Raw genomic sequence first — 25,045 nt, 5'->3', positions numbered from 1 at the left:
GTTTTTATCTTTAAAACCTATTTAACTTTCAACTATTAAACTAAAACAATGAAATATAACAGGTGTGGAAAAAGCGGGTTGTTATTACCTGAAATTTCTTTAGGATTATGGCATAATTTCGGATCGGTGGATAATTTTGAAAATGCTGAAAGTATAGCTGTGGAAGCTTTTGACAAAGGAATTACCCATTTTGATCTGGCGAACAATTACGGGCCGGTTCCGGGTTCTGCAGAAACGAATTTTGGAAAAATTCTGTGGCATAATTTTCAGGGGAATCTTCGTGATGAAATTATCATTTCAACCAAAGCTGGCTACACCATGTGGGACGGACCTTATGGCGATTGGGGATCCCGAAAATATCTATTATCCAGTTTAGACCAGAGTTTAAAAAGAATGAAAGTTGATTATGTGGATATTTTTTATTCACATCGTCCGGATCCTGAAACTCCCATTGAAGAAACCATGATGGCACTTGATTATGCCGTTAGAAGTGGAAAAGCCTTATACGTTGGAATCAGTAATTATTCGGCTGAGCAGACCAGAGTGGCTGTTGACGTTTTAAAACAATTAGGGACGCCTTGTTTGATTCATCAGGCTAAATATTCGATGTTGGTGCGCTGGGTTGAAGAAGGTTTATTGGATGTTCTGGAAGAAAAAGGAGTAGGCTGTATTGCGTTTTCGCCTTTGGCACAAGGACTTTTGACGGATAAATACTTAAACGGAATTCCGGAAAATTCCCGAGCTCATAATCCAAACGGACATTTAAAAGAAGAGGAGGTTACAGTTGAAAGAATTCAGAAATTAATTCAACTGAATGAAATTGCTCAAAACCGTAACCAATCTTTGGCACAAATGGCACTGGCATGGCTGCAAAAAGACAAACGAATTACATCGGTTTTGATTGGAGCAAGTTCCGTAAAACAGTTAAATAATAATATTGAGTGTCTGCAGAATCTGGAATTTACAGCAGATGAACTGAATGCGATTGAGAAGATATTATCGTGAAATGTATTTTGTAAAATGTAAAATGTAGAGTGCACAGTAGTGTGTCTTTTATTTGTGTAGATAAAAAAATGGGACAATTTGTCCCATTTTTTATTTTATAATCATCGCGATTCCACCACCGCTTGCCAATCTGTATTTTGATTTGGTAGTTGAATCAACAGTAATAACTTCTCTTTTATAATCATTAGCCGCTTTATCAGCATTCAATCCGTCAGAGAAAATTTCAGCCTCGAATTTTTTGCCTTTTTCAAGGAATGAAAAATCTATTGTAATTTCTCTGGAATCCCAGTTTGTGATGGCTCCTAAATACCAAATGTTGGCTTTTTTACGGGCAATTGAAACAAATTTTCCAACTTCGCCATCTAACGCTACAGTTTCATCAAAAACAGTTGGAATCTTAGCAATAAAATCAGTGCTTTCCTGTTCTTTTATATAGGCTGTTGGACTGTCGGCCATCATTTGCAAAGGCGCTTCAAAAATAGTGTAAAGTGCCAGTTGATGACTTCTGGTTCCCTGACTCATTGGAGTGGAATGGCTTGGTCTGAATTCGCTTTTTGTAGCGTTTCGCATAGCCCCTGGCGTATAATCCATTGGTCCAGCCATCATGCGGATAAACGGAATGGTACAGTCATATAGAGGAACATCGTCATTTGGTGTCCATTTATTGTTTTCTAATCCTTTTACACCTTCAAAATTTAAGATGTTCGGAAAAGTACGCTGAATCCCAGTTGGTTTGTACATGCCGTGAAAGTCTAAAAGCAATTTATAATCTGCAGCTTTTTGTGCAATGTCATACACCGAATTGACCATTTTAGCATCATCACGATCCAGAAAATCAACTTTAAAACCTTTGATCCCTAAATCAGCATAATTCTTAAAAATTCCGGCTGTGTTTTTCGTCAAAGCCATCCAGGAGCTCCATAAAATAATTCCAACGTTTCGTTCTTTTCCGTAAGCGATTAAAGCTTCCAGATCAACATTCGGATTGTGCTTCATGATATCATCCTCAAGACTCCAGCCTTCATCCAAAACCACATATTCGACTTTGTTTTTTGAGGCAAAATCAATGTAATATTTATAGGTCTGCGTGTTGATTCCGGCTTTAAAATCGATGTTGTAAATATTCCAGTCATTCCACCAGTCCCAGGCTACTTTTCCGGGTTTGATCCACGAGAGGTCTTTAATTTTTGAAGGCTCGGATAATTTCTGAACCATGTCATTATTGGCTAATTCCGCATCATTTTCAGAGACCACAATCGCTCTCCACGGAAAAGTTCGGGTTCCTTTAGTTTTAACCAAATAATCAGCCCGCTCTGTAATCAGTCGATTAATATTGTTAAACCCACCATTGGTTTCCTGCAACGGATATTTAGAAAAACGTGCTTCAAAACCAGATTTAGATTCGTTATTCGTTACAAACAATCCCGGATAATCTTCCAGATTAGCTTCTAAGAAAACGGCTTTTTTATGTTTTTTTAAATCAATTAAAAAAGGTAAGTACGCCAAAGTATCTTTAGCAAACTCACTGATTTTTTTGTTTTCGTAATGGGCTTCAAACGAAGAAATATAAGGATCTTTCGGATTTCTTAAATCACGAACGTATGGCATTAAAGTGTTGTAATCCTGATCGAAATTTAAACTTACTTCTTCTGCTTTTACGGTAATGTCTTTTTTCTTTTTGGTAATGAATCTGTAAGCCACACCATCATCAAAAGCACGATATTCGATACTGAAATCATTTTTGAAATTCAGCACCAAAAGATTGTACTGGTTTTTTATAGTACTCTTTTTGTAAAATGGAGATTCAAAAGTTTGGCTTACTTTTTCTCTTTTTGAATTCAAAAGGGAAGGATTTTTTCCTAAAACTTCATTTTGCTCCAACGTCAATGAAATTGATGATGGAGCTAAAATCACATCTTTTTCGTGCGAAACCGACCAGGTTATTTTGTCGTTAATTACAATACTGATTTTTATTTTTCCGTTTGGAGAAGCTAAAGTAAAATCCTGTACCTGTTGCGAAAAACAGATATTAAAAAGTAAAATTAGTAAGGCAGGAAATAGTTTTTTCATGTTTTTAAACCATATAAGTTATGTAAGTTCATTTAAATTATTTGTGATTCTTTATTCATTGTAATTGTAAATGTCAATATAGCTAAGCTTTTGTTATTCTTTAGAAATCTCAGTTTTTGATTGAGTATGCTTTGAGATTCCTACGGAATGACAAAAAGATGTTTTTAATCACGAATTATGAATATTCAATTTAAGGAAATACTATTAAATGAACTTACATAACTTATATGGTGAAAAATTATTTCAACTCCAAATTGTATTTTTTCACAATTTCCAAAGTTGATCTGTCTCCGTTAAAAACCGAGTTTAATCCCTGAGGTTCCTGCGGAGGATCAGTTGTCAAAGGTTCTCCCGGATTCCATTTCCCGGTTTCATTGACAGCTTTTCCTTCGCCGCCAAATCCCCAGAAATTGGCTGCCTGCAACGGACCTTTATTGGCAACACTTTCTGCAACCTTTCCAAAAATATAGCTATAAAACTGATCGCGGTAAATGGAAGATGCTCCTGCATTTAGGTTTTCATTTTCCCTTGGCAATCCAAACTCTTCTATGATAATTGGTCTTTGCAAATTATTAGCAACTTTAACATGGGCATCAATATATTTTCCAGCATTAGCAATAGTGGCAGGAATTGTAGCTTCGGCATTATCGGCTTTAAACCAGTTCCAGTTTTTAGGCCAGATGTGCATCGTCAGATAATCGATATTCGGATTTTTGTGAGTTCTTTCAAAAATATCTATAATATCATTCGAACTGTTTAAACCTTCAGAGCCGGTTGAAATCAGATGGTTTTTATCTAAACTATCCATTAAATTGACAATATTGTTCAGCCAAAGCGTAAATTTTGCTTCATTTTCAACCGTAAAAAGTCTGGGTTCATTACCAACCTGCCAGGCCATAATCGTGTTATCTTCGGTATATTTCTTTTTCGAGTATTTATTGGTCCTTTCCATAATAAATCTCACATGATCCTCTAAGGCTTTCATGCATGGATCACAGCTGTGAAATTGTTCTGTGTACGACATAAACTGAGGCCATGTATTGGGAGCGATATTTGGAACCGGAATTGCGCCTTTGCCGTTCCATTCCAGATATTGCGACATTCCGCCAGACCATTCCCAGTTGTTGGTCAAATACAAAACTGCATACATTTTGCGTTTTCTCATTTCATTCATCAGGAAATCCAGGCCGTCAAGCAAATCTTCATCGTATTTTCCCTGTTCGTATTGTAACGCCGGACGAACGGTAAAATCATATTTTCCACCATCAGCACCCACTAATATTCGCAGGTTGTCGATTCCGTTTTTTTGCATGAAATCAAGCTCGCGAAGCAGTCTTTTTCGATCACCTACTTTTTTCGAAGCCAGTAAGCTTCCGTACCAATAATTCGTACCAATGTAGGCGTAAGGTTTGTCACCTTTATAAAATTGCGTTCCTTTTACCGTAATTCTTTCCTGTGCCTGACACGCCATTGCAGAAAAAAGTAAAGCTAATCCAAGGGTTTTTAAAAGTCTGTTTTTCATATTTATTTTTTTAGAAGCTAATCCTGCTATCCGTTACAATCTTTTGTGCCGAACCCCGGCACAAAAGGATTTTCACTTCTATCAGGGCTAGGGCTTTAGGTTTTCATAAGTCATTGCGAGGAACGAAGCAATCTCATCTAGAATGTTTTTTTATTAGCAATTTGCCTATTGTTAGTGTGATTGCTTCGTTCCTCGCAATGACATTTACTTCGGCAGTTCATACATTTTCGGCAATGAATTTAATACTGCCGATTTTGGTTTTAGGCTAAATGTTTTAAAATCAGCTGCATTCGAAACCGAAGCATTTGGAACATAATAACCATCTTTGTCATTATTCCAGAACATCACATAACTTATTTCGATACTATTTGATGTTAAAGCATTATATAAATAATTAGAAAACCAATCTGTAATTGGTGTTTTTGAACTTGTAACCCTATATCCAGTTTCTGTTAAAGCGGTAATTTTTACTTTGGTTTTAGCCAAATCGGATATGATTTTTAATTTAGAATTAGCTGTATTTGCTCCCATTGTGCCCTGATTGTCAAAATCCCCGTAATTGTCCATTCCTAAAACATCTACATACCCATCACCCGGATAGCGGCTTAAATAATCGGTTGAGGTTGAGTAGGTTCTGTCAGGTGAAAAAGCATACAAGATATTATGAACGCCTTTGGTATCTCTTAAATATTCAACCGTAAATTTGTAAGCTGTTTTATATTCGTCAGGAGTACAAAAATTTGCGCCCCACCAAAACCAGCTGCCGTCAAATTCATGAAAAGGCCTGAAGATTATTGGAATCAATTCGCCTTTTGAACCTTTTAAATTTAAAAATACGCTCGCCACTTTATCCAGTTTCTTTTTGTACCATGCGTGATTTGCACCGCCAGGCAAAATACTTTTAAAAGCCGTAGTTTTTTGTTCTGTTGTCATATCAGAAGTATAAAAACTATCTTCATTGTAAGGTTCTCTCAAATGCCAGCTAAACGTATTAATCATGCCTTTTGCATAAGCGGCTTTTGTATCATTGATAATTTTTTGTTCTTGTTGATAAAACCAGTTATTACTTTGATTATTGTTGCTTTTATCGGTAATAAACATAAAATCCGATCCTAAAAGTGCCGGGTCATACCCTGTGTTTTTTTTAATATCAGAATCGCCTCCCGCATCCTGATAAAAACTGTTAAAAGCATCCTGCTGACCAATAGCAACTTTTGTTTTTCCTAATTTTTTAAGATTATAAAACAGAGCTAGAGTTTCTTTGGTCGCTTTTTTATCAACGATATAGTTTGTCACATTTTGTGTTGTTAAGCCATCTGTACCTAAAACCGGCGGATCAGTTTCCTCGTCTTTGGATTCGCTATCAGATGAACAACCAATCATGGTGATGAATAAACAACCTAAAAAAGCTGTTTTTAAAAATGTATTTTTCATATATGTTTATTTTGACAGCTTAACTTCAATGTTATCAGCTAATAAAGTTCCGGTGCAAACACTCATGGCAACCATAATTCGGTATTGTTTTGCACCTTCCGGAATTTGAAAAGATTTTTTAAAAGGCGTCCAGTCAGTAGTTCCGGTAACCGTTCCTATTACCTGATCTTCGGCAGCTTTGGTAGTTTGGTCTTTTTTAAATTCAATAATAAACATGCCGTTATTCCACGGGTCTTTGCCTTGTTGAATGTCTTTTGCTTTTAACCAGCCAGAAATTTCGATGGTTTTGTTTCCTTCGTTGATATCAGCTATTTGGTCAATTGCCTTCCATTCGGCTGTCTTTGAAGTAATTTCTACAGCTGCATTTCCCTCTTTTTTGTCTGTTGTAGAAAGTATTCCGTTTCCATTCCATGCATTGAGATTTTCTTCAAAGTTTCCGTTAGAAAATTGTTTTGAAGCAGCTATTGCTTTCTGCCCTTCGGAAATAGTCGTTATAGGATTCAGTTTGAAATACTCTTCTTCTGAAAGCGCAATGGCTTTTATATCATCAAAAAAAACAGAACCATTTATCTGTGCCAATGCCAGCATTATCCTGATTTTTTGTGCTTTATCAGGAACTAAAATCGTTTTTGAATAATTGGTCCAGGGCACTGTTCCTTTTACCTGTGCAATATTTTCAGAAGATATTTTCTTTTCGGTTCCGGTATTAAATTCGGCAATTATCAATCCTGCATTATAAGCTTCTTTACCGCCTTCTATCTGATCGGCTTTGACCCAGCCGCCAAATGCGATTGCATACGTTTTTTTGGGAATATCTATAATTTGATCGATAGATTTCCATTCGGCACCCACAAACTGATTGATAACAGCACTGTTTTTACCTGCTTTTTTATCATAAGGAGAAATAGTAGCTGCATCGCCACGCCAGTTAAGTGTTTCAGATTCGAAACTACCATTTTTTATCAAATTGGTTTGTGCAAAGTTTGATATAGAAATTAAAAAAAAACTAAAGATAAAAAGTGGTTTCATAGGCAGGGTTGTTAGCGTTATTGTTTTTTTTACGGAATTCTATTGATAAGTTCTAAACAGGCTCTTCCGTTGTGATAAGGACATTTCCAAAAACCGGCTTTGTCTTTTTTCATTACTGTATAATCGTGATAAATCCCCCAAAACCATTCTCCGTTTTCGTGATCGATAAGGTGTTTTTTAGTGAACTCCCAGTTTTTAGATACTACATCCAGGTATTTTTGATCGCCTGTTAGCTGATAAGCGGCATAAAATCCAATTTGCAATTCAGATTGTGGCCACCAGTGTTTTTCTTTGATTAGATGATTGTTTTTTATCTCTAATTCGTACCATAAACCACCATCTGTATCGATTCCCTCCGTGGTTGCATCGGCAATTTGAACAGCGTATTTTTGAAACCTTTCGATAATCTCTTTGTTCTCAATGATTTCGGCACATTGCAGTAATAACCAAGCTGCTTCAATGTCGTGACCGTAAGATATAACGTCTGTATTTTCGTTCCAGTTTTCATCAAAAAACAAATGTAAATGTCCGGTTTCGGTATTGATAAAATGTTTTTCGATGGTAAGCAGTAAATTTTCTATAATCTCTTTTAGCTGTTCATTTTTCCATACTTTGTACAAATTTGCATAACCTTCTACGATATGCAAATGCGTATTCATGGTTTTCTTTTCGTTGGCATCTTTTTCGCTTAAGCGTAAATCATCAATAGGCTGCCAATCTCTGGTAAAAGCTTCAAGATAGCCATTGTTTACTTCATCAAAGCTGTGCTTCTCAATTTGGTGGTATAAAGAAAGGGCTAATTCTAAAGCTTTTTTGTTTTGAGAAATTGCGTAAAATTCGGATAAGCCATAAATAGCAAAAGCTAAGGCATATATTTGATTTTTAGTATCTTTTGGCGTAGTATCAGCATTGATACTCCAAAATAAACCGCCAAATTTTGTGTCGTAAAAATGAGCCGAAAGGTATTCAAAAGCTCTTTCGGCAATTTTTTTATGATTTTCATTTTGGGTAACCGGATAACTGGCAGAAAATGTCCAAAGAATTCGGGCATTTAAAACAGCACCTTTTTCTGCATTAGCTATAGTTTCATTTTTGTAATCAATTTGCCCGACAAAACCTCCGTTTTTATGATCAATAGTATTGTTTTCCCAATAGTTAAGGATACTATTAAGTTCTTCGTGTAATTCGGTTTTAAGTTGCTTTAGGTTTGATGACACGATGAATTATATTGCGTTGTTTTTTTCGATTTGGCTGATAATTGTTTCTACTGAACCCGCAGAAATAAAAGTATCAGCAGGAGTATTCGTAACATAATCGACTAATTTTGCTATTGACGAAACGGCAACATGCATTCTGGTGTCTGATGAAGCGTAATAAACATAGATAGTTCCGTCAGTATCTTCAATCCATCCGTTAGAAAATAATACATTCGATACATCACCAACTCTTTCAATACCTTCAGGCCCCATAAAATGACCTGCCGGAACATGTGTAACTTTGGTAATATCATTTAAATCGGTCATAAACATATATAATGTATAGCGCAAGCCTGCGGCAGTGTTACGAACACCATGTGCCAGATGCAGCCAGCCTTTTTCTGTTTTAATAGGAGCAGGGCCAAGACCATTTTTCAATTCGTAAATGGTGTGATACTGTTTTCCGAAGATAATTTTCTCTTCTTTTACAACCGGATTTGTCATATCATCAACATAGCCCAGACCAATTCCTCCACCGGCTCCAACATCAATAAAACCATCCTGCGGACGTGTGTATAAAGCGTATTTTCCGTTTACAAATTCCGGGTGCAAAACCACATTGCGCTGCTGGCCTGTATTCGAAATTAAATCAGGAAGTCTTTCCCAGTTTACTAAATCTTTAGAACGCACGATTCCCGCATTGGCTACTGCAGAACTTGTATCTCCTTTTGGAGCTTTCGGATCTTTTCTTTCGGTACAAAAAATGCCGTAAACCCAGCCGTCTTCATGGCTAATTAAACGCATATCATACACATTGGTATCGGGTTCTTCAGTTTGCGGAATCACGCATGGTTTTTCCCAAAACTTAAAATTGTCTATACCGTTTGGACTTTCGGCAATAGCGAAAAATGATTTTCGGTCAATTCCTTCAACACGAACGGCCAATAGATATTTACCATTCCATTTGATGGCGCCGGCATTAAAAGCAGCATTCATGCCAATACGTTCCTGTAAAAACGGATTTGTTTTTTCGTTTAAGTCAAAACGCCAGTTCAAAGGTACGTGAGCTGCTGTTACCACCGGATTTTTATAACGTTTATAAATACCGTTTCCAATTGTATTTTGAGGCTCATTTTTTTGTTCAATGAGCGTTTGATGTTCTTTTTCTAATGCTGTTTTTCTATCTTGAAATTCAGCTGTCGTTACTGTTGTCATATAAATTGATTTCTAAATCTCTGTTTTTAATTTGTGTGATCTCTCTTTTCGTTTAAATCCTGTTCAATGATCTGTAATTTCTCCTCAGACAAAGGATAGAATGCGATAAAAGCTACTGATATTGCTGCAGCGATTGCCGGAAGTATGCTTAACATTAACTGAATTCCGTTTTGAGCTGTGGCCGTTTGTTCTACATTTGCCTGAAAACCGTAGTAGCCCAAAAGCCATCCTGCTCCGGCACCTCCAATTGTCCATCCAAATTTTTGAGACATTGACGATGCTGAGAAAACTAAACCGGTTGCTCTGCGTCCTTGTTTCCACTCAGAATAATCGGCACTATCAGCATACATTGACCAGATAAGGGGGAAGATGCACCCGGCGCAAATACTGATTAATACCTGAAAACTCATGATGAGAAAAACATCTTCTTTTCCGAATAAGTAAAAAACCAAACTCAGGATTGCTGCTAAAGCCATAGCGCCAAAGAAGGTTTTCTTTTTTCCAAACTTATTGGCCAGCGGTGTTGCTGCGATAACTCCGATAATATTAGCCGCTTGCCCTAATACTAAATAAATAGAGGTTGGTGTCATGTGAAAATCTGTTCCGAAAAGGGAAAAATCAAAATTGACACTGCTGCTTACGTAATATTTAAAGTAATAAACAGCCGCTCCGTCTCTGATTGAATTGAATACCAAAGCTCCAATTCCGGCTCCTAATAAAATCCACCAGGGTCTGTTTTTTAGTAAATCTTTTAAATCTTCTTTTAAGTTTGTTTGTTCTCCTTCAATTGGTTTTATTCTTTCTTTTGTCCAGAAAAAACAAGCCCAGAAAAATACTGTTGTTATAACTCCGAATACAGCAATAGTGGCCAGCCAGCCGGTTTTTGAATTAAGGTTTCCTCCGAAATAATTAACCAGTGGTTCAATTAACCAAAGCGCTAAAAGACTTCCTCCAAAGGCAAAGACCATTCTGTAAGAAGATAAAGTGTTTCTGTCTTTTCGGTCAGAAGACATTACTCCTAAAAGCGAAGCATACGGGACGTTGATTAAGGAATAAATCATCATCATTAACGAGTACGTTACGTAGGCATAAATTATTTTTCCTTTTTCATCAAAATCAGGAGTGTAAAAAGTTAAGACCCCAATAACGGCAAACGGTATGGCGACCCATAATAAATAAGGTCTGAATTTTCCCCACTTGGATTTTGTTCGGTCAGCTATAATTCCAACAATCGGATCAAAACAGGAATCCCAGATTCGGGTAATCAGAAACATGGTTCCTACTACGGCAGGTGCCAATCCGAAAACATCGGTATAAAAAAACAGAAGATACATACTGAAGATTTTCCAGAACATAGAAGAGGCAGCATCTCCAAGTCCGTAACCTATTTTTTCTTTTAAACTGATTTTGTCGTGCATTTAGTTTTTTTTTAAGGTTGTAGTTTGGTTTGTTAGTTATTTTTTTAATGCTTTTTGAATGTCTTTTTCAAACAGAGTTTTATCAAGATTGTAAAATTCGACAAAATCTTTTTCGCTTACCTGACCCGAATAAGGTGCGTAATAATGCATTTTTTGCTCTTTTTCCTGCCAGCCATGATTTCTCCAGAGTAAAGCATACGAAATTTTATAATCGCCAATAGCTTTAGAGAAAGTTCCTGTCCACCATTTGGCATCAGGGATAGCTTCGTATCCAGCTTCGGCAACGGCAATTAATTTATTTTTTGCAAGGCCAATTTCGCTTATGATTTTAAGTTGACTCTGTACTTCAGTAATAAACTTTTCGCCACTTTTGTCTTCGTTATTTTGATACGAATCAAAACTTAAAATATCGGCATAATCATCGCCTGGATAGTTTGTTAGGAAATCTTCTTTTGAGCCGAAACTACTGGTGTTGTAAACATAGATTAAATTATGAACCCCTTTTTTCTGCAGGTATTCGAAGGTGAATTTCCATACAGCTTTAAATTCTTCAGGGGTACAATTTCCTTTCCCCCACCAGAACCATCCTCCTGTTAATTCGTGGTATGGCCTGAAAAGAATCGGAATGTTTTTTCCTTTTTTATCTTTTAAAGACAAAAAGAAATTAGCAGCTTTGTCAAGCCAGGAAATGAATTTTTCATGATTTTTTTCACCCGGTAATATGGTTTTTAAAGAATTAGGAGTATTGTCCCAGGCATTTTTTCCGGTTGCCGGATTGTCAAAATGCCAGCTGATTGTCGAAATTCCGCCTCTTTCATTTGCTTCTTTAATGTATTGTTTCATTTTATCAAAAGGCACTCCGTCAATATTGTTAACATCGTCCTTTTCCAGGCCCGCTATATCCCATCCATAGACTGCAGGATAATCTCCAACGACATCTTTTATATCACTGCGAAGCGGTTCGTATTTCCAGTTTACACCATAAGCCAGATCATCCTGATGCCCGAAAAGATATCCTTTTTGGGTTAATTGCTGTAGTTTCTTATAAAGAGTAACAGTTTCTTTTGTTGCTTTTTTATCCGAAAGTGACAAATTTGTATCAGTAGTTTTGGCTTTTACAGAGTATGCCACCCCCATAAATGCAGCTATAATAAGGATTATGAATGTTTTTTGCATAATTGTTTTTAAATATGTTTAAGCACTAAAGCTAAAAAATATAAAAATGGATTTTTAAAAATAGATATAGTTTTTATAAAATCCGAAACTAATTTTTTAACTATTATATTATCAAAACTATAAAAAGATAGTTGATTAAAAACGATTACTGTTTATTATAGGTAGTCTTTTTTAAAAGATGATAATTATATTTTTCAAAGATAAATGGATGTTTGTTGTGTAATTAGTATTATTTTATCAATTATATATCATATTATTGCAAATGAATTTATTGTTTTACGTTTTTTAAAAACTATATAATAACATGAGCACAGCTAAAAATTTTTACAGAGAAATTGCGCCTCTGTCTAGTGGTGATAGTTTTTTAGTCTTCGACAGGGTTAAAGACAGTTTTGATTTTCCGGTGCATTATCATCCAGAGTTTGAAATTAATTTTATTTTAAACGGAAAAGGAGTGAAGCGTGTAGTTGGAGATAATATTGAAGAAATTGATAATGTCGAGTTGGTTTTAATAGGACCTAATTTATATCATGGTTGGGAATTAAATAAGTGTACCAGTAAAAAAGTCCATGAAATTACAATACAATTTCATAACGATTTGTTTCATGAATCTTTGCTTTCAAGACGTATTATGAATCCGATTCGGGATATGTTTAACAGGTCTATTCATGGTATTTTGTTTTCGAAAAAAGTGGCTGAAGAATTAACTCCAAGATTGATAAAGCTCTCTAAATTAGATGGTATGGATTATTTTTTAGAAATCACTTCGTTATTGTATGATTTGGCAAATTCCAGAAATCAAAGATTGCTTTCGACTTATACTGTAGATTATGATACTTTTGATGACTATGATAAAATGAAGCTGGTATATGAATATGTGCAAAAACATTTTGCTGATAAAATCACTTTAGAAGATGCGGCTAATATTGCGAGTATGTCTATAATTTCATTTAATCGATTTATAAAAAAACGTACCGGAAAAACTTTTGTAAATTATATTAATGATATCCGAATTGGGTATGCAGCTCGTTGGCTGGTTGAAAAAGATATGAGTGTTTCAGAGGTAGCTTTCAAATCCGGTTTTAATAATATAGCAAATTTTAATCGTAGTTTTAAAGCTATTAAAAACTGTACGCCTAGTCAGTATAGGGAAGATTTTTCCGGATTAAAGCGTATTTTATAATGATACTTTTTTTTCATGAATAAATATTATTTTTAACGAAAACGTTTTAATTTTTAGCAATTCGTTAATTAATATTTATTAGGCATTGGGTTTTCGGGGGCTAAAATTGCGAATAATTTAAAAAAAGTATATTTTAATTTCACTATATGTTTTTTTGAATTACCAAAGCAAAAATATTATCATCAAATGATATAATACTATTAATTTCATGTGAACTTCTGTTATAGATTTGTTAAAATAAAACATCTAAAAATTGAACACTTTGTTTTACTGTTTTATAAAGTATTAAACTTAAACTAACCAAACATTTATTATGAAAAAACTAATGACTAATTTTATTCATTGGAATGCTGGCCACAGAGCGATTCCATTGATATTATTTTTGTTACTGACGAGTAATTTTATTACAGCTCAGGTTAAGGTAACAGGGGTAATTTCTGACGATAAGGGATTATCAATACCGGGAGCAAACATTGCTATTGTAGGTGCTAAAAAAGCAATTACAACAGATTTTGATGGTAAGTATTCTATCGATGTGCCGGCAAACTCATCTATTTCGGTGTCTTTTATCGGATATGTTACTCAAACCATTAATGTTAAAAATGGAGGAACAATTAATGTTGTTTTGAAACTAAGTTCTGAGGATTTGCGTGAGGTATTGGTCAATGTAGGATATCGAAGTGTTAAGAAAAAAGATTTGATAGGAGCAGTTTCTACGGTTGGAGCAAAGGATATCGCAGATTCTCCTCAAGTGTCTGTAGATCAGTTATTGCAAGGACGTGCGGCTGGGGTTCAGGTAACAAATAATTCTGGTCAGCCGGGGGGTAGTGTCTCGATTAAAATACGAGGAACTACTTCTATTTCAGGGACTAATGAACCATTGTATATTGTAGACGGTATTCCAATTTCTGGAGATGCTGCTAATACGAATACCGGAGGTTCTATTGTATCAGGTTATTTGGGAGCAAATACCGGGAATGTTACTTCGAGTCCTATTGCATTTTTAAATCCTAGTGATATTGAAACACTGGATATTTTGAAAGATGCTTCTGCTACTGCTATCTATGGATCCAGAGCATCAAATGGAGTTGTAATTATTACTACAAAACGAGGAAAAAAAGGGACAGGTAAAATTACTTATGACTCTTATTTCTCTGTTCAAAATGTAACTCGTTTATTGGAAACCATGAGTCTGAGTCAATACGCAACACAGCAAAATGCTTTGGCTGCTGTATATGGTGTAGATCCCAGAGATGAATTTGCAGTTCCGTCTGTTTTAGGTAAAGGTACCAATTGGCAGGATGAGATTTATAAAACAGCAATAATGAGTAACCATCAGGTTTCATTTTCTGGAGCGAAAGATGGTACTAGTTACTATATTTCTGGTGGTTATGTTAATCAGGAAGGTATTGTTATCGGTTCAGGTTTCAGAAGGTATAATTTTAAAACTAACGTAGATTCTAAAATAAAAGACTGGTTGTCTGTTGGAGTTTCTATTGGAGCGGGTATAACAAATGAGGATATTACAATTAATGGTGCAAGTAATGGTATTATTAGTACTTCTATTTTATCTACTCCGGATGTTGCAGTAAGAGATACTAACGGAAATTATGCTGGTCCGCCGGCAGATGGATCAATAGGGGTTTGGATTAATCCGGTAGCATCAGCTTTGCTGAATACGAATAAATTAGTAAAAAAGAATTTCTTAGGTAATTTATATGCTAATTTTAGAATTGCAAAAGGACTTGAATACCGATTTGATGTAGGCGGATCTACTAATATTGATAATTTTGAAGGATTTCAGCCTACTTATGTATGGGGGGCTGCTGTTAGAGAAACGAATCAGTTGACAGAGAGAGCTAACAATTGGTATGGTATTAATATTAAAAATGTTTTAACCTACAAGGTCGATGCTGGTTCTCATCATTTTAATCTTTTACTTGGTCAGGAAGCTAATGAAAGTCATTGGTTTGGAAATTCACAAACAGTTTCTGATTTGTTAAGTAATGATGTTCATTCTATTAGTCTGGGTGATCCTGATACACTTACAGCTTCAGAATACAAAGGAAGCTCTGCTTTAACTTCTTTCTTCGGATCTTTTAATTACGATTATGCAAATCGATATGGTTTGCAGGCGACAATGAGAGCCGATGGTAGTTCTAATTTTGGACCAAATGAAAAATGGGGATACTTTCCTTCGATTTCTGGTTATTGGAAACTTTCAAACGAAAGTTTCATGGAAGGGACTAAAGACTATATCGATAATATCAAACTTAGGTTGGGGTATGGTGAGACTGGAAACCAAAATATTGGCGGAGCAGGTTATATGAGTACAGTTCGTGCATTAAAATCAGCATTGGGTAATTACTTTACTGTTAATAATATTGCAAATCCTATTTTATCATGGGAAACAGCTGAGCAAACCAACTTAGGTTTAGATTTTACACTTTTTAACTCAAAACTTCAGGCAACATTTGAATTGTACAGAAAACAATCCGCAGGATTTTTATTTGTCTTGCCGTTGCCTTATTATGTTACGGGTACAGATGCTTATCAGGGTGGTTTAGGTGCGCCAAGTGTAAATTTAGGAAGTTTGAGAAATCAGGGGTTTGAGATGACTTTAGATTATAATGAAAAGTTTGGAAAAGATTTTTCATGGAATTCAAAAGTAATTTTTGCTACTAATAAAAATAAATTATTAAGCTTACAGGATAATTTTGATTTAACAAAAGATGTATTGCTTAACGATTATACTACAAAAGCGGTTACCAAAACAATAGTAGGTCAGCCGGTTGGTCAATTCTACGGATATGAGACAGTTGGTATTATTAGAACTAATGAGCAATTAGCAAATGCACCTATTCCTTTTACGGGTAACAAAGGGGTAAAAAGTCAGTTAGGAGATGTTGAGTATGTAGATCAAAACAAAGACGGTCTGATTGATGATAAAGATTTGACTTATATAGGGAATCCACAGCCAAAATTTACTTATGGTTTTAATAATACTTTTAAATATAAAAATATTGATTTAGGAGTGTTTTTACAAGGTTCTTACGGGAATAAAGTAATGAATTTAACCAGACGTGCCGGTACTAAAAACCAACGTTTGTATGAAAATCAATTGGCTGAAGCTGTAGATTTTTGGACTCCGCAGAATATTGATGCAAAATACCCAAGACCAGATGGTGCAGATGGGCATCCGAATATCGCAATTTCTGACCGTTATGTAGAAGATGGATCGTACTTAAGAATTCAGCAAGTGACTTTAGGTTATAATTTACCTTCAGATGTGATTTCAAAAGTAAATATTAGTAAATTAAGATTTTATTTGGGTGTTCAAAATCTTTACACATTTACAAAATATACAGGATATGACCCAGAGGTAGGTTCGTACAATCAAGATGCTCTGTTGTCAGGAATTGATTCAGGTCGTTATCCTACCAACCGTAGTTTTACTTTTGGATTGAACTTAGAATTTTAATAACTATTCTTATGAAAAAATATATCAATATAAAAGCCTTAGTTTTATTTTTAACTTTAGGTTTGGTAACTACCTCTTGTAGCGAAGATTTCTTAGATCGCCCGTCTGAAGATAGTTACAGCAGTGCCGAATTTTATAGTACTGATGAGCAAGTAACAAGAACTACTTATGGAATGTATGGGGCAATGTGGGCTCCTTATTATACCAAAAACTTCTACGCATTGTCTGAGTTGTCTTCTGGGAACTGTATTGCTTATGCAGATGGACCTGAGTTGATTCAGTTTAAATTAACTTCAGACAGTCCTATTTTGTTGGATCCTTGGAGAGCTTGTTTTGCCATTGTAGCACAGTCAAACAATTTAATTAACAATATCGAAAAAAATGCTACAGCAAATGTGAGTAAGGCTGTCATTAAAAACACTCTTGCAGAGGCACATTTTTTTAGAGCCATAGCGTATTTTTATTTGGTTCGTTTGTATGGACCGGTGCCTATTATTGAAGATAATTTAGCCTTAGCAAAAGATCCTTTAGTAAACACCAATAGAATAGAAGATGTCTATACGTTTATTGAAAACGATTTAAAGTATGCTGCTGCAAATCTTAAATCAAAAATCAGATCAAGAACTCCGGGAGGTGAAAACGTTTTTGTAACTCAGGGTACTGCCGAGGCCTTTTTGGCAAAAGTGTATTTGTATGAAAAAAAATATCCGGATTCTAAATTAATGGCTGAAAAAGTAATTAATTCTGGTGAGTTTGATTTGTTGCCAAATTTTGCTGATTTGTTTTTAACAAGCAAAAACAATAATCACGAGTCTATTTTTTCATGGCAATGGTCTGGTGCTATAAATAATTACGGAGGAGGAAATTTTTCTAATATTCAATATGGTTTGGATATTTTGAATGATAACGCATCTTACGGAGCTACTTATGTACCAACAAATGATGTTCAGGATGCTTTTGAAATTGGAGATGTAAGAAGAAAAGAATCTTTTATGATTTACGGCGATTCTTACCCAAATTTAAAAGCAGATGGTGTAGTAGGTTTTGTGATGGATCAGGCTAAATACCCGGATGTTTTGGGTAATACAGGTGCTGCGGTTAAGAAATATGTGGTAGGACAAGTTACTAGCGAAACAGGGCCGGCGGATTCATGGGGAGGAATGAATAATTGCAATTATATTATGCGTTATGCAGATCTTCTGTTGATTCATGCTGAGGCAATTATGGCCGGTGCAAATGAAACTACTAATGCTGCAGCAAAAGAATCATATAATAAAGTAAGACTTAGAGCAGGTTTAGGTGCTTTAGATACTAATGTTCCTTTAACAAAAACGGCATTGTTTAAGGAACGTAGGGTAGAGTTTGCTTTTGAAGGAGAGTTTTGGTTTGATTTAGGAAGATTACCTCGTCAGGAAGCAATCGATATAATCTCTCAGCAAGACAGAGGTTTTGACTCTCAGGGAGTAACGCATTATACGCCAACTCCAACTGATTTTATTTATCCAAAACCAGATATAGAAGTTAGAAAAAATCCAAAATTGAAAGAGGCACCAATTCCTTACAGTTTTAACTAATTTTTAAAAGTAAATCACTATGAAAAATATAAAAAATAGAATGTTGTTGAAGTTGACTTTTTTGGCTTCAATTTCAATTTTACTGTTCGCCTCCTGTTCAAATGATTCTGGAGCTTCCGGAGATTCTTCCGGAAAACTTGAAGTAACCGGAGTTAGTAAATCTGTTGTTGATGATCCTTTGATTGAAGGCGATAGACAAGTTGATGTTCCTACTGATGTTATTAACGCAGGAAATTATTATATCATTAGAGGATCTGGTTTTTCTACATTAAAATCAATTTCATTTAATGGATTAGAGTCTTATTTTAATCCAACATTTGTAACAGATAATGTAATTGTTATTTTGGTAGATCAAAAAACACCATACTACAATGAAATGGACGAAATGAAAATCGTTACCAGTAGCGGTACTTTGACTTATACAATAGCAGTAAGACCTCCAAATCCTAATATTAAAGGATTTCCAATTAACCCAAGCCCTGGAGATATAATCACGATTACGGGAGAATATTTTTTACGTCCTGTGGTGAATTTTGGAACTACACAAGTTGAGCCTATTGAGTCGTCATTGACAGAAATAAAAGTAAAAGTTCCAAATGATATCAAATACAAATATCTGTCTATTACGAATGTTTCAGGAACAACTGTTGCCAATCAGGCATTTGGAAGTGCTCTTTATGACGATGCTCCTACTAATATTTGGGGTTGGGATGAAAAATGGGACGGTACCAATACTTTTGATTTAGCTTATACCAAAGATTTTAGCCAAGGATCTAAGTGTATTGAATGGAAAGCAGGTGAATGGGACGGTTATGTTATTGCTCTTGCATCATGGAATTTTACAGACACAGATAAATTTAAAGCTATAAGATTCTCTGCTAAAGGTTTGAAAGCAGGAAAAGTAAAACTTTTTATTAATGGAGAAACTGAAAAAAATATTAAGGTAGTTGAATTTAAATCTGATTCTTGGACTTATATAGAAGTTCCTTTTAGTGACTTAGGTAATCCTGCAGTTTTAGAAAAAGTAGGATTTCAGGAATTTGGCGGTTTTAAAGGAAATACTATTTTACTCGATGATATCGGGTTAGTATTAAAATAATTGTGACGGATTCATAAAATAAATTTCAATGGTTAAGTTGAGTTTGTTCATTAGAATCCATTATTAAAAAACTAAAAGAGAATTTATGAAAAATATATATAATAAAGTAAAACTGATCGCTGTATGTGTCTTTTTGACTTTTGCAGTTTCTGCTTGTGATAATGATATTGAAAGTATTGGAGGAGCAGAACAAAATTATAATACAGCTTACGGATTGCTTAAGGCAAATAGTAATCTGACGACGTTTACAAAAGCAATAGGATTAGCTGGCTTGGAATCGACCTTGAATACATCGGATGATTATACCTATTTTGTTCCTAATGATGTAGCTTTAGATGCTTATTTGGTAGCTAACGGTTATGTAAATGATTTGGGATACCCGGATATAACTCTGGTTTCTGTAGAAAATTTAAAAGAGCTTGTTTTAAGCCATGTTGTTAAAGGCGTAAAAAAAAGAGTTGCTAAACTTACGGGTGTTGAAGCTGATTATTTAGAATCAGGGGAGTATGCAACTATGGCAAATGCTGTGAACCCTGATTTGTATTTATTAGGCATTAATGTAACCAATGGTGTCTTGAAGGTAAACGGATCTGATAAAGCAGCACCAGGATTAGATTATTACGGTGCAAATGGTTTTGTAAATGTTTTAGATAATGTAATTGAGTTAACTCCTCCGGCTCCTATAATTACTAGTTTGTCACAAGTATTAGCTTCTCCCGGAGATGTTATTACTATTACAGGGCAGAATTTTGTAAAAGTGAAGAGTGTAAAGTTCGGATCTACTGCAGCTGCAATTAACGTAGTGTCCAGAACAGAAATAAAAGCAACAGTTCCGGCTAATTTTGATTCCTATGCTCTTATTGTTGTAGAGACAGATTTTGGTGTATCTGCATCAAGTGGTATAGGTCTTAAGTATTTACTATACGAAGACTCATTGAAGGGGACCGGCGGTGGCTGGGGAGGTCAGGTTACCTGGCAAAGTACCGAAAAAGTTAGCAGAGGAACCTATTCAATCAAAAAAGTAATAGGAAGTTGGGAAGGAATTACGATGAAGTCTAATATAATTCTAAATACTGGGAATTATCAATTCTTTAAAATGTCTATTTTTTCTACTGAAAGTACTAAGATTTTTGTTAATATAAATAGTGGAGATTTATATAACTCTGCTAAAGGTACAACAGTTACTTTGGTGGCAGGTCAATGGAATAATATTTCAATTCCTATTTCTAATTTGCATCCTGAACTTATAGCTGGAGGAAATTTTGATGAAATACTTATTCAGGAATTTTCGGGAATCTCACTAACCCCTGGTAGTATTCTTTATTTCGATGATATCGGATTTTTATAAAATATGATTTGTTTAATTTGAGTTAGTCTAAAATGTTCCCTGGTTGAAAAATTAGGGAACATTTTTTATAAAGTAGTTTAAAAATTGAAAGAATGAAAAGAATGAAAAAAGTAATTTTAGTATTAAGCTTATGTGTTTTAACATTAGGTTTTGCTCAGGGAAATACGCACAATCAAACGGGAGGTAAATTTGAAGGTTTGGCCATGACGCCACCAATGGGTTGGAATTCATGGAATACTTTTGCAACTAATATTGATGAAAAACTGGTTAAAGAAACGGCCGATATTATGGTTTCTTCAGGACTGGCAGCGGCTGGTTACAACTATATTGTATTAGATGATGGCTGGATGGCTAAAGAACGAGATGTAAACGGAGATTTGGTGCCTGATCCGGTTAAATTTCCTAACGGGATGAAAGCTGTAGTAGATTATGTACACAGCAAAGGTTTGAAATTTGGCTTGTATAATTGTGCCGGAACACAAACTTGCGCCGGATATCCGGGTACACGTGGCTATGAATATCAGGACGCTCGTTTTTATGCTAAGCTGGAAATAGACTTTCTAAAATACGACTGGTGTAACACCAAAGGAATTACTGCTCCTGAGGCCTATACTACAATGAGTAACGCCTTAAAAACTGCCGGAAGACCAATTGTTTTTAGTCTTTGTGAATGGGGCGATAATCAACCATGGGAGTGGGGAAAACCGGTTGGGAATCTTTGGCGAATTTCCGGCGATATTTATCCATGCTTTGATTGTGAATTTAAACATCCTGAAAATTGGTCGTCCTGGGGATTTATGAAAATTGCTGATATGCGAAAAGATATCCGTAAATATTCAGGACCCGATCACTGGAATGATTTTGATATGATGGAAGTTGGAAACGAAATGAATGATACCGAAGATAAAGCACATTTTAGTTTATGGTGTATGCTGGCATCGCCTTTATTTAGTGGAAATGATTACAGAAAAATGTCTAAAGAAACATTAGCAATTTTAACTAACAAAGAGTTAATTGCGGTAAATCAGGATAAACTAGGTGTTCAGGGCTTTAAATATCAGACAGAGGACGGATTGGAAGTTTGGGTAAAACCATTATCTGACGGAAATTGGGCGGTCACTTTTTTAAACAGAAGTGAGGTTGTCAAAAAAGTTAATTTCGATTGGAAAAAGCATGCGATTAAAGATGCAGATTTTGGTTATGAAGCTGATTTTAATAAAACGGTTTTTAAATTGAAAGATCTTTGGAAAAACAAAGAAGCGGGTAATACAAAAAAGAACTTTACAGCAGATTTGAATCCTCATGATGTAATTACGTTGAGATTAATTCCTTAAAAAACAACTGTCATGAAATCAATTCATAATTTTTTAATTATTCTTTTGTTGTTAATATCTTGTTTGGTCAATGCTCAATTTGTAAAAAAACATGGGCAGTTGAGTGTTCAGGGGACTCAATTGGTAGATAAAAATAATAATCCGGTAGTGTTACGCGGCATGAGTTTTGGCTGGCATAGTTTGTGGCCAAGATTTTACAATAAAAAAGCAGTTAACTGGCTCAGAAAAGATTTTAATTGCAACATCGTTCGTGCGGCTATGGGGGTAGAATTTGGAGAGAGGTCGTATATAAAGGATCCGAAGTTTTCTAAAGATAAAATTGAAGCGGTTATAAAAGGTGCGATAAAGTCGGATATATATGTAATCATCGATTGGCATAGTCATAATGTGAATCTAAAGGAAGCAAAGGTTTTTTTTGCTGAGATGTCTAAAAAGTATGGAAAATACCCCAATGTACTATATGAGATATTTAATGAGCCGGATGATGAAACATGGCAGGACGTCAAAGCGTATGCTGAAGAAGTAATTAAGGTTATTAGGGAAAACGATCCTAATAATATCATTTTGATAGGGTCTCCTCACTGGGATCAGGATGTTCATCTTCCTGCTGCAGATCCTGTAAAAGGATCTGATAATTTGATGTACACGATGCATTTTTATGCGGCTACACATGGCAAAGCATTAAGAGACAGAACAGATAAGGCTATAGAAAGCGGTTTACCTATTTTTATTTCAGAATCTGCTGGGATGGAAGCTTCCGGTGATGGACCTCTAAATATAAAAGCCTGGCAGGAGTATATCGATTGGATGGAAGCTCGAAAATTAAGCTGGATTACCTGGTCGGTGTCTGATAAGGATGAAACCTGTTCTATTTTACAAAAATCAGCTAAATCAGAAGGCAACTGGAAAGAAAAGGATTTGAAAGAGTCAGGAATTAAAGTTCGTGAACTTTTAAGAAAATATAATAACAAAGAGTGAGTTCTGTTTGTTTTGTTTGTGTAAAGCCTGTTCATTTTGAACAGGCTTTTTTTGTTTTGTGTGGTTTTTGCATGTGTATTTTTTGTAGGAATTTTGATTGATTTTTATTTAGGGGTTTATTATTTGATGGAAATGTTTTAAATGAAAAAAAAGTTTTTAAAAATAAAAGACCCCTGTTTTTTAAGGGGTATTATGTTTTTTGTTTGTAAATAATGGTTTAAAATGACAGTTTTTACTGTTTTATTTTTTATAACACCCTATTTTTTTAATATTTATCTATGTAAAGTCGTTATTGTATTTTTAAAAACCAATCGCTATAAATATGAAATAACGATTTTTTTTAATTTAATTTTTGTAATCCGTAATTCTGCTTTCAAAATATCAAAAAAGTAGATTTCGATTCTTCTACTCATACAAAAGTTAATAAATTCGCTGAAGAAAATGATGATGATTTAGATGGGATTTGAAGTTTAAAAAGTGAAATCGTATATATAAGTAGAGATAAAAATTTAACTAACCAGAATCAATTAATAACTAAAAACAATTTACACATGAAAAAAGTATTATGTATTTTATCATTAGCCTTAACAACAAGTTTTACATTTGCACAAGATGATGCACCAGAAACCACTCCTTTAGAAATTACAGGTTCTGGGGACATATATTACAAATATGATTTTGCTAAAGTTCCTAATATCCCAACAAGTTTCGCAACAGATCAGAATTCAGTTTCTTTAGGAATGTTAGATATTGCATTGAAGAAAAAAATTAAAAACATTTCATTTGTAGGAGAGTTGTCTTTTGGGCCAAGAGGACAAAGACAATCACTTCTAAATGATCCAGGCGTAGTATATGATGTAAATGGTGATCCTATTGCAAGTACTTCTGGTGATTCATTCCATATCCAGAATTTGTATGCTAGTTATGGGGTTACTGATAAACTTACTTTAACAGCAGGTTATATGGGAACATTTATAGGATATGAGGTAATCTCTCCTGTTGCTAATTTTCACTACTCTACTTCTTATTTGTTTTCATACGGACCATTCCAAAATGCAGGTGTTAAAGCAAATTATGCCATAACTGAAAAATTTGGCGCAATGGTAGGTGTGTTTAATGACTCTTGGAATGTCTATCAGGCTGATTTTCAAAAAGGTTTAAATGCTGTTGGAGGTCAATTATCTTATGTAGGTGATAAAACAAGTGCTTATTTGAACTTCCTGGATGGCTCTGTAAGCGGTACTATTGTTGATTTGACTGCGTCATTCCAATTAACTGAAAAATTCAAATTAGGTTTAAACGCTGCTGATTTCTCAAACGAAGGTGATGTTGGTTATTCAGGAGCAGCTTTATATCCATCTTATGCAATCAGTGATGCTTTTTCTTTAGGCTTACGTGGTGAATATTTTAAATTTAAAGAAGGTTCTGGAGATAATAAAGTTACGGCTTTTACTTTATCAGGGAATTACAAGATAAACGGATTGACTATTATTCCTGAGTTTAGACTTGATTCTAATTCAGACAAAGTATTCTTCGATTCTGATTTAGCTCCTACTAAATCTGCTTCACAAGTGCTTTTAGCTTTGGTTTACGGATTCTAAGAAAGTTAATCAATTACTACAACATACTCTTTCTGGAGATAAAGATTGATATTTTTTTTTTTTTTTTGGAAGCTGTCAAAAATTGTAAAAATTTTTGGCAGCTTTTTTATTGGTATTGAATTTCGATTTATATTTTTTATGCAGTATAATTTAGTTTCAGAGACAAAAAGGATATGTTGTAAGGAAGAATCTTTAGAACTCTCTCAAATAGTTATTTGGTATAAGTTTATATATCCTCAATAAGTGAAAAGGCATCTGGCTGAGTCCATTCGTCTTCGCTTAGTAAACTTAGTCGAAGCCCTTTCGTGTTCAAAAGCCTTCGACTTCGTTCAGGATGACATCAATTCCTTAAGTTATAAATGATGTTTTGCTCCCGATTTTA

General features: G+C 34.8%; 17 protein-coding genes. 9 read left to right on the top strand and 8 right to left on the bottom strand.

Annotated features, from left to right (window positions below):
- The first annotated feature begins 48 nt into the window (after positions 1-48).
- Positions 49-1,005 carry an L-glyceraldehyde 3-phosphate reductase gene (gene mgrA, locus FLV_RS15765; protein ID WP_243235170.1) on the top strand — a complete coding sequence of 319 codons (957 nt, stop codon included), beginning with the start codon at positions 49-51 and terminating at the stop codon, positions 1,003-1,005.
- Positions 1,006-1,095: 90 nt separating this feature from the next.
- On the opposite strand, the gene FLV_RS15760 is transcribed toward mgrA, so the two are convergent.
- The 8 genes from FLV_RS15760 to FLV_RS15725 all read right to left on the bottom strand — a co-directional run bounded on the left by FLV_RS15760 (position 1,096) and on the right by FLV_RS15725 (position 12,065).
- A complete protein-coding gene (locus FLV_RS15760; protein WP_243235169.1) occupies positions 1,096-3,075 on the bottom strand; it encodes a glycoside hydrolase family 97 protein in 1,980 nt (659 codons plus the stop codon).
- A 238-nt stretch (positions 3,076-3,313) separates the two neighbouring features.
- The gene (locus FLV_RS15755; protein ID WP_243235168.1) at positions 3,314-4,597 is read right to left on the bottom strand and encodes a glycoside hydrolase 5 family protein; all 1,284 of its coding nucleotides are present in this window, start codon (positions 4,595-4,597) and stop codon (positions 3,314-3,316) included.
- A 204-nt stretch (positions 4,598-4,801) separates the two neighbouring features.
- The gene (locus tag FLV_RS15750) at positions 4,802-6,031 is read right to left on the bottom strand and encodes a glycoside hydrolase family 26 protein (protein ID WP_243235167.1); all 1,230 of its coding nucleotides are present in this window, start codon (positions 6,029-6,031) and stop codon (positions 4,802-4,804) included.
- Between the two features lie 6 nt (positions 6,032-6,037).
- A complete protein-coding gene (locus FLV_RS15745) occupies positions 6,038-7,060 on the bottom strand; it encodes a carbohydrate binding domain-containing protein (RefSeq protein WP_243235166.1) in 1,023 nt (340 codons plus the stop codon).
- Between the two features lie 29 nt (positions 7,061-7,089).
- Positions 7,090-8,277 carry an AGE family epimerase/isomerase gene (locus tag FLV_RS15740; protein ID WP_243235165.1) on the bottom strand — a complete coding sequence of 396 codons (1,188 nt, stop codon included), beginning with the start codon at positions 8,275-8,277 and terminating at the stop codon, positions 7,090-7,092.
- 6 nt (positions 8,278-8,283) lie between these two features.
- Positions 8,284-9,471 carry a glycosidase gene (locus FLV_RS15735; protein WP_243235164.1) on the bottom strand — a complete coding sequence of 396 codons (1,188 nt, stop codon included), beginning with the start codon at positions 9,469-9,471 and terminating at the stop codon, positions 8,284-8,286.
- Positions 9,472-9,497: 26 nt separating this feature from the next.
- Positions 9,498-10,889 carry an MFS transporter gene (locus FLV_RS15730; protein ID WP_243235163.1) on the bottom strand — a complete coding sequence of 464 codons (1,392 nt, stop codon included), beginning with the start codon at positions 10,887-10,889 and terminating at the stop codon, positions 9,498-9,500.
- Between the two features lie 36 nt (positions 10,890-10,925).
- Positions 10,926-12,065 carry a glycoside hydrolase family 26 protein gene (locus FLV_RS15725; RefSeq protein ID WP_243235162.1) on the bottom strand — a complete coding sequence of 380 codons (1,140 nt, stop codon included), beginning with the start codon at positions 12,063-12,065 and terminating at the stop codon, positions 10,926-10,928.
- 304 nt (positions 12,066-12,369) lie between these two features.
- Between FLV_RS15725 and FLV_RS15720 the strand changes: the two genes are divergently transcribed.
- The 8 genes from FLV_RS15720 (at position 12,370) to FLV_RS15685 (ending at position 24,663) form a co-directional block, all read left to right on the top strand.
- Positions 12,370-13,248 (top strand): AraC family transcriptional regulator, encoded by an 879-nt coding sequence (locus tag FLV_RS15720; protein WP_243235161.1) that lies wholly within the window; start codon positions 12,370-12,372, stop codon positions 13,246-13,248.
- A gap of 313 nt (positions 13,249-13,561) precedes the next feature.
- Positions 13,562-16,729, top strand: coding sequence for a SusC/RagA family TonB-linked outer membrane protein (locus FLV_RS15715; RefSeq protein ID WP_243235160.1), 3,168 nt, complete (start codon positions 13,562-13,564; stop codon positions 16,727-16,729).
- A gap of 11 nt (positions 16,730-16,740) precedes the next feature.
- Complete coding sequence (locus FLV_RS15710; RefSeq protein ID WP_243235159.1) at positions 16,741-18,303, top strand: RagB/SusD family nutrient uptake outer membrane protein; 1,563 nt, start codon at positions 16,741-16,743, stop codon at positions 18,301-18,303.
- A gap of 19 nt (positions 18,304-18,322) precedes the next feature.
- Positions 18,323-19,402 (top strand): IPT/TIG domain-containing protein, encoded by a 1,080-nt coding sequence (locus FLV_RS15705; RefSeq protein ID WP_243235158.1) that lies wholly within the window; start codon positions 18,323-18,325, stop codon positions 19,400-19,402.
- A gap of 85 nt (positions 19,403-19,487) precedes the next feature.
- Entirely contained in the window at positions 19,488-20,750 is a 1,263-nt protein-coding gene (locus FLV_RS15700; protein ID WP_243235157.1) for a fasciclin domain-containing protein, read from the top strand.
- 92 nt (positions 20,751-20,842) lie between these two features.
- Positions 20,843-22,084, top strand: a complete 1,242-nt coding sequence (locus FLV_RS15695; protein ID WP_243235156.1) for a glycoside hydrolase family 27 protein — start codon at positions 20,843-20,845, stop codon at positions 22,082-22,084.
- Positions 22,085-22,096: 12 nt separating this feature from the next.
- Positions 22,097-23,062 carry a glycoside hydrolase family 5 protein gene (locus FLV_RS15690; RefSeq protein ID WP_243235155.1) on the top strand — a complete coding sequence of 322 codons (966 nt, stop codon included), beginning with the start codon at positions 22,097-22,099 and terminating at the stop codon, positions 23,060-23,062.
- Between the two features lie 551 nt (positions 23,063-23,613).
- Positions 23,614-24,663 carry an outer membrane beta-barrel protein gene (locus FLV_RS15685; RefSeq protein WP_243235154.1) on the top strand — a complete coding sequence of 350 codons (1,050 nt, stop codon included), beginning with the start codon at positions 23,614-23,616 and terminating at the stop codon, positions 24,661-24,663.
- Positions 24,664-25,045 lie beyond the last annotated feature (382 nt).

The sequence above is a fragment of the Flavobacterium pectinovorum genome (assembly GCF_022802975.1).
GTDB lineage: Bacteria > Bacteroidota > Bacteroidia > Flavobacteriales > Flavobacteriaceae > Flavobacterium > Flavobacterium pectinovorum_B.
Note: the sequence above shows the minus strand (reverse complement) of the source record. Positions and strands in the feature narration are given on the sequence as shown.

Bases quoted from the DNA above. Each gene is read 5' to 3' on its own strand.
- mgrA (WP_243235170.1), top strand. From the start codon at position 49: ATGAAATATAACAGGTGTGGAAAAAGCGGGTTGTTATTACCTGAAATT.
- FLV_RS15760 (WP_243235169.1), bottom strand. From the start codon at position 3,075: ATGAAAAAACTATTTCCTGCCTTACTAATTTTACTTTTTAATATCTGT.
- FLV_RS15755 (WP_243235168.1), bottom strand. From the start codon at position 4,597: ATGAAAAACAGACTTTTAAAAACCCTTGGATTAGCTTTACTTTTTTCT.
- FLV_RS15750 (WP_243235167.1), bottom strand. From the start codon at position 6,031: ATGAAAAATACATTTTTAAAAACAGCTTTTTTAGGTTGTTTATTCATC.
- FLV_RS15745 (WP_243235166.1), bottom strand. From the start codon at position 7,060: ATGAAACCACTTTTTATCTTTAGTTTTTTTTTAATTTCTATATCAAAC.
- FLV_RS15735 (WP_243235164.1), bottom strand. From the start codon at position 9,471: ATGACAACAGTAACGACAGCTGAATTTCAAGATAGAAAAACAGCATTA.
- FLV_RS15730 (WP_243235163.1), bottom strand. From the start codon at position 10,889: ATGCACGACAAAATCAGTTTAAAAGAAAAAATAGGTTACGGACTTGGA.
- FLV_RS15725 (WP_243235162.1), bottom strand. From the start codon at position 12,065: ATGCAAAAAACATTCATAATCCTTATTATAGCTGCATTTATGGGGGTG.
- FLV_RS15720 (WP_243235161.1), top strand. From the start codon at position 12,370: ATGAGCACAGCTAAAAATTTTTACAGAGAAATTGCGCCTCTGTCTAGT.
- FLV_RS15715 (WP_243235160.1), top strand. From the start codon at position 13,562: ATGAAAAAACTAATGACTAATTTTATTCATTGGAATGCTGGCCACAGA.
- FLV_RS15710 (WP_243235159.1), top strand. From the start codon at position 16,741: ATGAAAAAATATATCAATATAAAAGCCTTAGTTTTATTTTTAACTTTA.
- FLV_RS15705 (WP_243235158.1), top strand. From the start codon at position 18,323: ATGAAAAATATAAAAAATAGAATGTTGTTGAAGTTGACTTTTTTGGCT.
- FLV_RS15700 (WP_243235157.1), top strand. From the start codon at position 19,488: ATGAAAAATATATATAATAAAGTAAAACTGATCGCTGTATGTGTCTTT.
- FLV_RS15695 (WP_243235156.1), top strand. From the start codon at position 20,843: ATGAAAAGAATGAAAAAAGTAATTTTAGTATTAAGCTTATGTGTTTTA.
- FLV_RS15690 (WP_243235155.1), top strand. From the start codon at position 22,097: ATGAAATCAATTCATAATTTTTTAATTATTCTTTTGTTGTTAATATCT.
- FLV_RS15685 (WP_243235154.1), top strand. From the start codon at position 23,614: ATGAAAAAAGTATTATGTATTTTATCATTAGCCTTAACAACAAGTTTT.